Here is a 13086-nt window from a genome sequence, read left to right on the forward strand (position 1 = left end):
CTCTTCAATTGACTATAGGCTAAAACCTTCTTGAGTTAACTTAGAATTATTCTTAATAGCATTTCATTATTAATTCGAACTGGTTATCATTAGAAGGAATAATTTTTGTACTAGTATTGTAAATAATTGGATCATTAATTTGCTCGTGACCAAACCTATTAGTCTTAAATACTGGAATTTTTAAGGTTGCTGCAAAATCAGTAAGAACAGTAATGATATTCTTACCATCACCTCCACAAGTCCCAAATATTATAGCATTTACACGATCTAGCAGCCTTGCTTGTTTTAAATGATATAAAATACGATCTAGCTGATATGGTTTTATGTCAACATCTTCCAAAAAAAGAATCTTATCTGCTGTTTTTATTTGCCATGATGTACCGATAGATGTTTGTACAATGGTTAAATTACCACCAGTAAGATTACCTGTAACAATTTTGCTAGATTTTGCAACAGGGTTGATTGCTGATAACCCTTTAATTTTAGCTAGAGTTTCTTTACCAGAAATTATTTTTGCTATTTTTATAAAATTCTGATGATCTCTTGTTGGATTAAATATTTCAATGATTCCGTTACCATGAATTGTCTTCCATCCCCATTCTTGAGAAAAGAAAATATGTAAAGCCGTCATATCACTAAATCCTATAAAAAACTTTTCCTTTATAGGTTTTTTCATGCGTTGTAAGTCAGGAATCAATTTTGCTGAACCATATCCCCCGCGAAGTGTCCATACTACGTCATTTGATTGATCCAGTAATGCGTTTTCTAAACACGATAACCTTGTTTTATCATCGGCAGAATGGAATAAGCTTTTTCCTCCAAAGCAACTATTTGGAATATCTAGTTTTAATGAAGTAATATTTTTTAAATTAGATAATAATTCACTGCTTGCCCCTGAGGCAGGAGCAACAACAGCAATTTTTGTATCTTTCAATAAGCTAATAAATTCCTTATTATTTTTGTTAAAGTCTAGATTCGAGAATGCTGATAATAACATAAAAACAACTGGTAGGAGGATTATACGAATTGGTAACATAATAACCTTATTTGAAAAATTTATATTATAGTCTGAATTTTATCATTAATTAATTAATTTGATTATACACGATAAAAGTTATGCACTAAGTAAAAATTAGTCAATGGCATCAATATTTTTTCTATTTACAATTAAGATATTAATAAGATTTAATCAATACTTTAAGCAATTATGGTAATATATTTGTTTATTAATAAGACGTAAAATTAAGTTAAACATGGATTTTACAAAATGATTATTCATTTTTTATTCACAAACTTATCCACAATACTTTTATATTATAGAGGACTATACATAGTTATATGCAGCAATTCCAAAAGCTGCCTAATTCTTTATATTTTCAATTATTTCTGTTGTTAAACCACATTCTCTTCAATACATCATCTTTTCTTACAAAATGGTGATAAAAGGCAGCTAAAGTATGCAGAGCAATTAAAGCACAGAGAATAAATGCTGAAAATTCATGCATTTTGTAAAATATTTTGGCAAATAATGCATTCTGAATGAATGAAGTGATAGTAAACAGTCCATATATGTCAATGTTACGACCTGATAGAATGGTCATTAACACACCACTGATTGGCATTATAAACATTAAAAGATAGAGTATATTGATATTTAAGGTAGCGGCATTTTTTTGCCATTTTGGTAAATCACTTGGTAAGATTACTCTGATATTAATTAAACGCCATAGTAATCTTATGGATACTAGTAATAATACCATCACGCCTATAGCCTTGTGGGAGGCGTAAATTTGCTGTTTTACAACAGGATCTTCTATGTTTTGCATAGAAAAACCAACTATAATCATTGACACTATCATAACTCCAACTATCCAATGTAGAAGTTGTGTAACTAAACCATAGGAATCTTCAGTGTTTTTAACAGTCATATTCAAACCTACAACATAGATAAATAATTTTAAGTATATTCAAGTTTCTATCTTAATGTTAATATTTTTTTAGTTAGCAACTGTAAAATTATTATTCACTAAAGCTAATTTTAGTACTTCATCTATATTTGACACTGATAAAATTTCCAAGCTATTCTTTATATTCGGTGGAATATCTTTTAAGTCCTTGATGTTCTCTTCAGGTATTAATACTGTTTGTATACCACCTCGGCTAGCAGCCAATAATTTTTCTTTTAGTCCTCCAATTGGTAACACTGTACCCCTTAGGGTAATTTCTCCAGTCATTGCCACAGTTCTTTTGACTGGTATTTTGGTCATAAGTGAAACAATAGTGGTAAATATTGCACATCCAGCAGATGGCCCATCTTTTGGAATTGCACCAGCCGGTACATGTAAATGGATATCAAGGTCTTTGTAATCTTCGTACTTCAGTCCAAAATTATTAGCTCTAGAGCGGAAACAACTATAAGCTGCTTGAGCGGATTCTTTCATTACATCCCCAAGCTTGCCTGTAGTTTTAATATCTCCCTTTCCAGGGAATGACAATGCTTCAATGGTTAATAGTTCTCCGCCAACTTCTGTATAAGCAAGCCCCGTGGTACTGCCTATTTGGTCTTCTTTCTCAGCTAAACCAAAATTATGTTTTCTAGCACCTAAATATTCTTCAAGATTTTCAGATGATATTGATATGCTTTTTACTTCTTTGTTACTCAGAATCCTTTGCAATATTTTTCTTGTAACAGAGCTAATTTCTCTTTCAAGCGATCTTACCCCTGATTCTTTGGTATAATATCTGATTAACTCTAAAATTGCTCCATCATCAATAGTTAGCTCATTTTTCTTCATTTGATGTAGTTTCAATTGCTTTGGTATTAAATAATTTTTAGCAATTTGTGATTTTTCTTCTTCAACATAACCAGAAACATTAATGATCTCCATACGATCTAGTAAAGCTCTTGGCAAATTATAAGAATTGGCTGTTGCAATAAACATTACTTCTGATAAATCATATTCTACTTCTAAATAATGATCAACGAAATGGCTGTTTTGTTCAGGATCCAAAACTTCAAGTAAAGCAGATGCTGGATCACCTCGGAAATCAGAACCCATTTTATCAATTTCATCTAATAACATAACAGGGTTATTAGTTTTAACTTTTTTAATTAAGTTTATGATTTTTCCTGGCATAGAACCAAGATATGTTTTTCTATGACCTCTAATTTCCGATTCATCTCTAATGCCGCCAAGAGCAAATTTAGTATATTTCCTACCCATTGCTTCAGCAATTGACTTGACCAGTGATGTTTTTCCCACTCCTGGAGGACCAATTAAACATAGTATAGGTCCTTTAATTTTTTTAGAGCGTTGTAATACTGCTAAATATTCAATGATGCGATCCTTGACTTTCTCAAGACCAAAATGATCCCGATTCAAAATTTCTCTAGTTTTATTTATATCAGTTTTACTATTATCAAATTTTCCCCATGGCATAGCTAATATTGTATCAAGATAGTTACGAACAACTGAGGATTCACCTGACATTTGATTCATAAGCTTTAGCTTTTTCAGTTCTGATTCGGCTTTTTCTTTTGCTTCTTTTGAAAGTTTTAAGGTCTTAATCTTTTTTTCTATATCAGAAAAGTCAGATTTATCCTGCTCGAGTTCTTTTTGTATAGCTTTCATTTGTTCGTGCAAGTAATAATCACGCTGAGTTTTTTCAATTTGTTTTTTTACTCGTAGTTGTAAAGCTTGTTCTGCTTCCATTTGAGCCATACTAGATGTCAATGTATCTATTATAGTTTTAATTCGTGTTTGAGGTTTTGTTTCTTCTAATAAAGTTTGTTTTATTAGTAATGGTGCAGTCAGATAAGAGGCTAGCACATTAGTAATATAACTAAAATTTGTCGGATCTTTGGTTATTTCATCAGCTATTGTTTCTATTATTTCTGGATTAATTTTTTTATGATTCTTGGTATATTTCATAAATAACTCAATGACAATTGACGTAGAAACTTTTAAAGCTTCCACATCAATTACCTCTTCATCTTGTAGTATGCTATATTCAGCTTCAAACATTTCTTTATTAGTTATGTTATGAAGTTTAACCTTCTGCATTGCTTCAACAAGAATTTTTGCATTATTTTGTAACCTTACTGTTTGTATAATTTTAGCAATTACTCCTGTAGAATGAAGATCTTGAATATCTGGAGTGTCTTGATCTTGTTGTTTTTGTAACACCAATAATATATATCTATTAGTATCTGTAGATTTAGTATTCAGTAAGGCTTTTAGAGACTTTGTCCTACCGACAAATATGGGAGCAACCATGCCGGGAAATATCACCATGTCTTTTAATGCGAGTAGGGGTAATTTTTCTTTATTTGTCATACTAAAACCTTGAAAAATTTATATACTAAAGGGATTGTTAACTATATAATGTTGCCGTGCTTGGATTTCAAGCTACATTTATTTTGTATATGCATTTATCACCTCAATCTCCAAATATAATATCAATAGCAAGTAATAGGGTAAAACAATATCTTCATTTGACTCCAATAGTCCAGTCTGAAACTTTAAATGAAATGCTGGGGCATAAAATTTTCTTTAAAATAGAATCGTTGCAAAAAACTGGAGCATTCAAGGTTAGAGGGGTATTAAACCATTTATTAGAGTTACAAGAACGAAATCGTTTACTAGATAAAATTGTTGCATATAGTACAGGTAATCATGGAATTGGTCTTGCTTGGGTAGCAAAAATTCTTAATCTGAATGCAAGAATTTATTTGCCCAAAGATACTTCTCCAATTAAACAACAAGCAGCAAGATATTACGGAGCAGAGGTTATACTGACCGATACTAGGCAAGTGGCAGAAGATAGGGCAAAAGGTGACATAGAAAATGATTTCTACTATTTGCATCCTTCTGATAGTGATTCGAGTATAGCTGGAGCTGGTACTATGTGTTATGAAGCCTTGCAACAACTGGGGTTTAGCCCAGATGCTATTTTTGCTTCTTGTGGAGGAGGTGGATTACTTTCTGGATCATATTTAGCAAAAAAATTACTGTCTCCATCCAGCTTGCTTATAGGTTCAGAGCCGGTTAATGCGAATGATGCTTTTTTATCTATTCAGCAAGGTTCAATATACAGATTTGCTAATTCACCACATACTATAGCAGATGGCTTGCGTACTTTAGCAGTTTCACCACGTACATTTAATTATCTAAATAAACTTGATGATTTCTTTCTTGCTGATGAACATTCTATATATTACTGGACCGCTTGGTTAACGCATTTACTAAAAATTGCTTGTGAACCATCATGTGCTTTAAATATGGTTGGAGTAGTTGATTGGTTAAAGAGACAATCAAAACCTAAGAGAGTTTTAGTACTTATATCAGGTGGAAACATTGATCCTGCTCTTTATCAGGAGCTTTGGAAGGGGAACTATCTATCTAATTTACCAAGCCCATTAATGTAACCTAGTTTACACGAATTGGGGCAAAAAGCACAACTGTTGAAAATTAAAAAATCGTCATCGCGATGAGCTTTGCAAGCCCTAAACCGTCATTGCGAGAAGCCGCTGCAAGCGGCGACGCGGCAATCCATGATACGCGAAGCGTTACTCTAAAAAACAGCTTCGCTGTTTATCTAGATCGCCACGGCATCTGACGAGCCTTGCTATGACGGCTGTGTTTAATTTGTTTATACATATTCAATCATTACGCTCTTAAGTAGACGCCTCGCAATGACGATTTTTTAACTTTCAACAGTTGTGCTTCGCATACACAGACGATTGTTATAGAGCAAAAGCAAATTTTAACAACACATTTTGACAACAAAATTACAAAAAAAAATCAGTTCGTAACACTCCCATTTTTTACAGTACATATAAGCACATTACCATCAACTTGTACTATGCGGAGTAGATCTCCTTTATGTACTGATTTGATAGTATCTTTGCTGAGTTTAGCATTCATAATAGTTCCTGACCACAATACCTGTCCTGTTTCCCCTACTAGAAGTTTATTGCTGTATACCACTACTTCCTTACCAACCATATCAGAATATTCGTACTTATCATATTTCTTGTAAACATAAAATTTTAGCGGATACCATAAGGTAATCAGCCACATAAAAGAAGCAAAGCCAAAAATTATATACTGGTATTTTAAAAGACCCGGGTAATTGTTTAATATTATTGCAGTAGATACTCCACCTAGACCCAAAAATAAAAAACCAACATTTGGAATGTTAGCAAATTCTATAATTATACAAATAACGCCAGCAATCAACCACCATTCTACTATTGAAATTTCAGATAGGATCATAGGATACCTTCAACTAATATACTCACCTTACGCATGGCAATTTAAAAGTCATAGGGAAAACAGCCTAGCGTCATTGCGAGGAGCTGCGACGCAGTGACGAAGCAATCCATTTTTGGTTACTTTTATGGATTGCTTCGTCGACCTACGGTCTTCTCGCAATGACGTTGACCATATACAACTTTTAAACTGCCCTGCCTAAAACCCGCTATACCTTCGAACTTTCGACAGTTGTGCTTACGACCTTCTCGCTAATAGACATGATTTAACAATCAGATGCAGAGCTATCTCAAATCTAATTGTTTCGATATAACAAGCTTCCAAGGAGAATTTAGTCATGAACAAATGTCTTTAAAAACATTATAACATTAGCTATATCTTGAGGTTTATTTAAACCAGCAAAAGTCATCTTTGTACCAGGTATATATTGACTAGGTTTATGCAAAAAATGAAATAAACTTTCTTCATCCCAAATTCCCCCTTTACTGGATAAAGCACTTGAATATTTATAATTCTCTGCTTTAGCTTTTTCTGCCCCAACGATATTCCATAGATGTGGTCCAACCTTATTAGCTTTACTCTTATCAAGAGAATGGCACATTAGGCATTTTTTTGCTATCTCCCTTCCTGCTTCAGCATTAGCAGTTTTCATCAATTCTTCTATATTCACTGGTGCTTCTACGGCAACCTTAGCGTCAAGGTCACTATGAGAATCCTCTGTTACTTCTACACTATAACCTCGAGATTCAGGATGTAAAACAGGCTTATACAAAATATTTGTTATAAACCCTACCATCATTGCAATTAAACTGGCTAACAAAATAGAAGCAACAATTTTATTTAATTCTATTCCAGACATATTTAGGTCGTCTCCGTAGAGAGAATATGTATACTCGGTGAACTTCAAGAATTGGCGTTCCCGCGACCAAAGATCGAAGCTGCTCACGTACTAATGTACGCCTAGCAGCTCGACTTTGACACTCCTAGCTCTTCTTGAAGTTATACTATCGTCTACCAACTCTTCATTTACGAACAGTATATTATCTTAGAACCATTTTTATACTGGAGCGGGTGAAGGGATTCGAACCCTCGACTTCGACCTTGGCAAGGTAGCGCTCTACCCCTGAGCTACACCCGCTTTTAAAAGGCTCACTTATATAAAAACAAGTCATGAATATAAGGAAATACTGTAAAAAGATCAAGAAGAAATAACATAAAAAGAAATTTAATTTTAATCGTAGATACTGTTAATTAACCTTTAATTCGATGTAAGACATCGGTTTAATAGCCCAGGGTGTCATTCCATAACTGTTGAAAGTTTACAAATACCTACACCACAGCGTCATTGCGAACGTAAGCGAAGCAATCCAAGAAACAATCTAATAGATAAATGATGTTACTGGATTGCTTCGTCGGCCTTACAGCCTCCTCGCTAATAGACGCATAGGAAAGCTGTATTTACTAACTTTCAACAGTTGTAGCGGCAATCCATGAAGCTTGTCATATAGATTGTTTCGTCGACCTACGGTCTCCTAGCTAATAGACGATTTTTTAACTTTCAACAGTTGTGGGGTGACATCATCCCTAATGGCAATGATTACTTGAGCCTACTATTAATTTTTTACATCGATACTTGAGGTTAATTAGATTACCCTACAGAAATGTAGAAAATCCTTGCTTAAAATAACTAAATCCACTAGAAATTATTACTTTTATCATGGAGCAAATTATGGGGCAAAAAAACAATCCTAATAACAGTTTGTTAGAAAAGCAAACAAATAATATTAATTATGATGATTTTCCTTATGAAAGTTTTCCTTTTACTTATACAAGGCCGGAACATTTAAGAACTATTGGTCTATTATTTAACATGAAACCTCCTGCTATAGAGACCGCTAGGATACTTGAGCTTGGTTGTGCTGAAGGTGCTAATATAATTGACTTTGCTGAAAGTTACCCAAAATCTTATTCTTTAGGAATTGATTTGTCAAATGTCCAAATTGTTAATGGCATGGAAATAATTAAGAGTTTAGGTCTTAAAAATATTGAACTAAAACACTTATCTATACTAAATCTTGATGAGTCAGTTGGTAAGTTTGATTATATAATTTGCCATGGAGTAATCTCCTGGGTGCCTACTATAGTTAAGGACAAGATTTTTGAAATTTGCAATAAATTATTAAACCCTAACGGTATTGCCTTTATTAGTTATAATACTCTGCCAGGCTGGAATATGCAAAAAACTATCAGAGATATGATGATGTTTCACAGTAGCACCTTTACTGACAACCATAGTAAAATACAACAAGCTAGATTATTATTAGATTTTGTTAATGATTCTTTAGAAGGTTCAGATAATTCTTATTCTAAATTCTTACAACACGAAACTAAACTTCTTAAAACTACAAATGATTCATATTTACTACATGAATATCTTGGAGAAGAAAATACAGCTTTTTATTTCCATGAATTCATAAGTACAGCTAGAAAACATAATTTAAATTATCTTGGAGATTCTGCACTTTCTGCGATGTTTGTCGGTAATTTACCTGCCAAGGCTGCAGAGCAATTACAAGCGATAAATGATATTGTTAGAACCGAACAATATATGGATTTTATCACTAATCGTAAATTTAGGACTACTTTGTTATGCCACAATAATGTCACTATAGATAGGAAAATTGAACCAAGTAAGTTAAGTGATTTTTATACTACTGCTAATATTATACCAGTAATACCTGAAAATGAAGTGGATATGAATAATACAGTAGAAAGTTTAGGATTTCATTATAATAATAATTCAGAATCCCCTAATATTTCAACGTCTTCTCCTATAATAAAGGCAGTTTTCTATGTTTATGCTGATAATATTGGTAATCCTTTGACTTTGGATAAAATTTGTAAATTGGCTATGAAAAAATTAGAAAAATTACAGCTTAAAGATATTAGAGCAGAATTAGATAGTGTAATTATAAAACTAATGTTACAAGGGTACGTACAAATATTTGCAACAAAACCTCAGTCAGTATATGAAATCTCGGCAAAACCAAAAGTAAGTGATTTAGCAAGATATCAAGCTCAAAAATTAGACTCAACTAATTTGTTTGTGACAAATCGAGTTAATGCTGTTGTTCCATTGCAATTGCATGAAAAATATATTATTGAGCTATTAGATGGACACAACTCTATTCAGCAGATTGAAGAAAAAATATTTGAAAAATTTGCTTCTGGAGTATTAGTGGCATCTAATGAAAATGGTAAGATAAGCGACGAAAACCTTTTAAAGCCATTTATTAGTCATTATGTAGATGTTTGCTTGCAAAAATGCAAAAGAAATTATTTATTAATTGGGTAAAGTGATGTTAGTTGATAAAATTAAGACCAAAGTCGGTCATGAAGAGATAAATGTGATTATCGAGATTCCAATGCAAGATAGTCCTATAAAATATGAGATGGATAAGGAATCAGGAGCAATATTTGTTGATAGGTTTATGCAAACTGCTATGTTTTACCCATGTAATTATGGGTTTATTCCGCATACCTTATCAGAGGATGGAGACCCAGTAGATGTATTGGTTGTATCACATTATCCTGTCATACCTAGCTCTGTGATTAGGTCACGCCCTATTGGTGTTTTAATGATGGAAGATGAATCTGGATTGGATGAAAAAATTATTGCTGTGCCTAGCTCTAAACTAGATATTACTTTTGATTCAATAAAAGATTTAGATGATCTTTGCCCGATGTTGAAACAACGTATAGTACATTTTTTTGAACATTATAAAGATCTAGAGAAAGGTAAGTGGGTGAAGGTAACTGGCTGGGAAAATGCTCAAAAAGCTAAGGAGTTGATTAATGAAGGTATATTAAGGGTATCTACTAATACCATTTCCGAAAACTAATCATCACGTCGTCGTACTTCATGATCTCCGCTCCTCACGTACTAGTTGTACGCTCCGGTGCTCGACACTCGTACTCCGAGTAGCAATTTAGTTTTGGGAAATAGTATAAGATAGAAAATCAATAATTGGCATTTGCTTTATGACCGAAAACGATAAGGTGAAGAACAGTGCTTACATAACATCGAGGCGGCTTAAATGAAAGGCGAAGGATATACATTATTTCGTTCTGGAATTATAGTATCTGTCTTTACTTTAATCTCCCGTATATTTGGTTTGGCTCGCGAATTATTCATTGCTTCATTATTTGGTGCTGGTAATATTGCTGATAGTGTTAATGTTGCTTTTAAATTACCCAACCTATTTAGGCGTATTTTTGGGGAAGGGGCGCTTTCAGTCGTTTTTGTACCTATTTTTAATACAAAACTCATAGAATCTCGAGAAGCAGCACGCCATTTCACTGGCATTATCTTTACTATTTTACTTATTACTTTAGTGAGTGTGGTAGTGTTAATGCAGATTTTCATGCCATCATTAATGTTCATTATTGCTCCTGGTTTTCATGAAGATCTAGACAAGTTTAATTTGACAGTTATTTTGTGTCGCATTACCATGCCATATTTAATTTTTATCTCGGTAAGTGCTTTACTAGGGGGAATTTTAAATTCAGTAAAAAGATTTGCAGCTTTTGCTTTTTCTCCGATCATTTTAAGTATTACTGTTATAATTACAACAGTAATATTACAAGAACATATATCTACTCCTATATCGATTAGTTTATCTTTGTTGATTGCTGGGTTATTACAAATTATCTTTATGTTTTTTTGTGTAATTAGGGTTGGTTTATCATTCCCACTAGTTTTTGACCCATGTAATAAAGATGTAAAAAAGTTTTTGTTTGGTATGGGTCCAGCGACTATTAGCTCTGGATTTCAGCAACTTAACTTATTTATCTCGCAATCAATAGCTAGCTTCATCGAAGGAACAATTTCAATATTATCCTATGCAGATAGAATATACCAATTTCCTTTATCTATAATAGGGGTAACTTTTGGCACTATATTATTACCAGAATTATCAAAAACATACCAAATGAATGATTTAGAAAAAGCAGCAAGGATTCAAAATAATGCTATTAAAGTTGGACTTTTATTATCTTTGCCAGCTGCGTTCGGTATTATCGCTTTATCAGAATCAATCATTCATGTAATATATGAGCGTGGAGCTTTTACTTATGCTGATACAATTAAAACTGCTGAAGCTATTTCCGGTTTTGCCCTTGGTTTACCAGCTTTTATACTTGCCAAAATTTTGATGCCTATATTTTATGCTAATAGTGATACGAAAACTCCTTTAAAAATAACATTATATTCTCTTACTGTGAATACTATATTAAATATCGTTCTGATGAAACCATATGGTCATCTTGGTATCGCTCTTGGCTGCTCTATTACCGCTTGGTATAATGTTTGGTTGTTATATATATATACAAAGAAGTATGGTCATTCTTTCATTGATTCAAAATTATACTTTTTTTGTGGCAAGATTTTATTCAGCTGCGTAATAATGGTACTAGTAATTTGGGTGATTAAGCACTATTGTTCTGAATATTATTATTCCGAATTGTTATTAGTAAAAACTTTTATGCTGGCAGCCACAATTTTATCTGGAACGATGACGTTTTTTCTAATGATTTATTATTTTAGACTTTATCCAAAATAATATATAGAAAGGTTTAAAATGCATTCGCAAAACCGCTTTAAGAATACATTTTTCCTTACTTTGGCGATGTTTAGCTGAATCAGAAATAAAACGTCATTGCGAGCGTAAGCGAAGCAATCTAGGAAACAATCTATAGATAAATGATGTTACTGGATTGCTTCGTCGACCTTACGGTCTTCTCACTAATAGACGTGTAGAGAAGGTGTATTTACTAATATTAAAGCCAATTCGGGATAAGATTAACTAATTCTTATCCTGAACTGGGGTGTCTATCAACTCTTGAAATCATAGTAGTATATTAATGATGAAAACTGAATCTAATTATCAAGATTTTTTGAAAACTATAGCCATAATAACCATGGTAATAGATCATTTAGGGTTATACTTTTTCCCTGAATACGAGATAATGCGGGTTATTGGTCGTATTAGTATGCCTATTTTCTGCTTTTTTGTTGGCTATAATTTTCATAAAAAACCAAAAATTAAAATTCTTGTAGTCGGAGTTCTACTACATATTTTTACTACTATATTATTTAAGCAGTTCACCACAACTAACATACTTATTCCTATTTTTCTAGGTCAGTGCTATCTTTATTGTTTTCAAAATAGCCTAAATAATTTTTTCTATAAGGGTTATTGTCATGTTGTCTTCCTTGGGACTCTTTGGTTCTGCACTTGGTTCTTGGTTGATTATGGTACCATAGGTTTAGCTATCATGTTACTTGGCTATATAGCTAAACATGATCTAGGTAATCTTAGGCTTACCCTTGCAATATCTATGATTTTGACTGTACTGCATACTATTGCTGTTTTTCCCTTGTCGTATATCTATGTACTTATAGTAGTTATATTTGGAGTTTTGCAATATATATTTATGGTTGCAAGAAATTTTGAGCAAAAAATTGCTATAAATTTGCAGATTATAAGCCATAATGCTTTATATATCTATGCTATACATCTAGCAATTTTACAATTTTTATTTTTCAAATTCTACTTACAGAATTGATAAATCAGTTAATAAACTGTGCTAAAATGTCTATATTTCAAAGAAAAATATAGAATCTACACATAATTGTCTTATCCCTTGTTGACAATTATTAAGAAAAAGAGTAACATGTTTGTTGAGTTTAATAATTAACTCTTTAATAGCATGAAAACCTTGTATCTATCGATTTATTTGGTTTAATTTC

General features: G+C 32.6%; 10 protein-coding genes and 1 tRNA gene. 5 read left to right on the top strand and 6 right to left on the bottom strand.

All coding sequences use genetic code 11. The features are described from left to right. Positions 1-52 precede the first annotated feature (52 nt). The 3 genes from AAGD53_RS05350 to lon all read right to left on the bottom strand — a co-directional run bounded on the left by AAGD53_RS05350 (position 53) and on the right by lon (position 4337). Entirely contained in the window at positions 53-1021 is a 969-nt protein-coding gene (locus AAGD53_RS05350; protein ID WP_410521127.1) for an LD-carboxypeptidase, read from the bottom strand. A gap of 355 nt (positions 1022-1376) precedes the next feature. Further along, complete coding sequence (locus tag AAGD53_RS05355) at positions 1377-1928, bottom strand: cytochrome b (RefSeq protein WP_341762483.1); 552 nt, start codon at positions 1926-1928, stop codon at positions 1377-1379. A 69-nt stretch (positions 1929-1997) separates the two neighbouring features. Continuing rightward, complete coding sequence (gene lon, locus AAGD53_RS05360; RefSeq protein WP_341762484.1) at positions 1998-4337, bottom strand: endopeptidase La; 2340 nt, start codon at positions 4335-4337, stop codon at positions 1998-2000. A gap of 89 nt (positions 4338-4426) precedes the next feature. On the opposite strand from lon, the gene AAGD53_RS05365 reads away from it, so the two are divergent. Next, entirely contained in the window at positions 4427-5428 is a 1002-nt protein-coding gene (locus tag AAGD53_RS05365; RefSeq protein ID WP_341762485.1) for a serine/threonine dehydratase, read from the top strand. 376 nt (positions 5429-5804) lie between these two features. On the opposite strand, the gene AAGD53_RS05370 is transcribed toward AAGD53_RS05365, so the two are convergent. The 3 genes from AAGD53_RS05370 to AAGD53_RS05380 form a co-directional block, all read right to left on the bottom strand. Beyond that, positions 5805-6278, bottom strand: coding sequence for an NfeD family protein (locus AAGD53_RS05370; protein ID WP_341762486.1), 474 nt, complete (start codon positions 6276-6278; stop codon positions 5805-5807). Between the two features lie 328 nt (positions 6279-6606). Then, the gene (locus AAGD53_RS05375; RefSeq protein WP_341762487.1) at positions 6607-7134 is read right to left on the bottom strand and encodes a c-type cytochrome; all 528 of its coding nucleotides are present in this window, start codon (positions 7132-7134) and stop codon (positions 6607-6609) included. Between the two features lie 204 nt (positions 7135-7338). Then, positions 7339-7413 (bottom strand) — tRNA-Gly (locus AAGD53_RS05380). A gap of 591 nt (positions 7414-8004) precedes the next feature. Here AAGD53_RS05380 and AAGD53_RS05385 point away from each other — a divergent pair. The 4 genes from AAGD53_RS05385 (at position 8005) to AAGD53_RS05400 (ending at position 12902) form a co-directional block, all read left to right on the top strand. Continuing rightward, positions 8005-9630 carry a class I SAM-dependent methyltransferase gene (locus tag AAGD53_RS05385; RefSeq protein WP_341762488.1) on the top strand — a complete coding sequence of 542 codons (1626 nt, stop codon included), beginning with the start codon at positions 8005-8007 and terminating at the stop codon, positions 9628-9630. A gap of 4 nt (positions 9631-9634) precedes the next feature. Continuing rightward, a complete protein-coding gene (ppa, locus tag AAGD53_RS05390) occupies positions 9635-10177 on the top strand; it encodes an inorganic diphosphatase (RefSeq protein WP_341761391.1) in 543 nt (180 codons plus the stop codon). 195 nt (positions 10178-10372) lie between these two features. Then, on the top strand, positions 10373-11896 hold the full coding sequence (gene murJ / locus AAGD53_RS05395) for a murein biosynthesis integral membrane protein MurJ (protein WP_341762489.1): 1524 nt from the start codon (positions 10373-10375) through the stop codon (positions 11894-11896). 301 nt (positions 11897-12197) lie between these two features. After that, on the top strand, positions 12198-12902 hold the full coding sequence (locus tag AAGD53_RS05400; RefSeq protein WP_341762490.1) for a TraX family protein: 705 nt from the start codon (positions 12198-12200) through the stop codon (positions 12900-12902). The last annotated feature ends 184 nt before the right edge of the window (positions 12903-13086 follow it).

It is taken from the genome of Candidatus Tisiphia endosymbiont of Melanophora roralis (genome assembly GCF_964026575.1).
Lineage (GTDB): Bacteria > Pseudomonadota > Alphaproteobacteria > Rickettsiales > Rickettsiaceae > Tisiphia.

What these genes read in the sequence shown, in the direction of transcription:
- lon (WP_341762484.1), bottom strand. Translation starts at nt 4,337, where the DNA reads ATGACAAATAAAGAAAAATTACCCCTACTCGCATTAAAAGACATGGTG.
- AAGD53_RS05400 (WP_341762490.1), top strand. Translation starts at nt 12,198, where the DNA reads ATGATGAAAACTGAATCTAATTATCAAGATTTTTTGAAAACTATAGCC.
- AAGD53_RS05370 (WP_341762486.1), bottom strand. Translation starts at nt 6,278, where the DNA reads ATGATCCTATCTGAAATTTCAATAGTAGAATGGTGGTTGATTGCTGGC.
- AAGD53_RS05355 (WP_341762483.1), bottom strand. Translation starts at nt 1,928, where the DNA reads ATGACTGTTAAAAACACTGAAGATTCCTATGGTTTAGTTACACAACTT.
- AAGD53_RS05365 (WP_341762485.1), top strand. Translation starts at nt 4,427, where the DNA reads ATGCATTTATCACCTCAATCTCCAAATATAATATCAATAGCAAGTAAT.
- AAGD53_RS05385 (WP_341762488.1), top strand. Translation starts at nt 8,005, where the DNA reads ATGGGGCAAAAAAACAATCCTAATAACAGTTTGTTAGAAAAGCAAACA.
- ppa (WP_341761391.1), top strand. Translation starts at nt 9,635, where the DNA reads ATGTTAGTTGATAAAATTAAGACCAAAGTCGGTCATGAAGAGATAAAT.
- AAGD53_RS05375 (WP_341762487.1), bottom strand. Translation starts at nt 7,134, where the DNA reads ATGTCTGGAATAGAATTAAATAAAATTGTTGCTTCTATTTTGTTAGCC.
- murJ (WP_341762489.1), top strand. Translation starts at nt 10,373, where the DNA reads ATGAAAGGCGAAGGATATACATTATTTCGTTCTGGAATTATAGTATCT.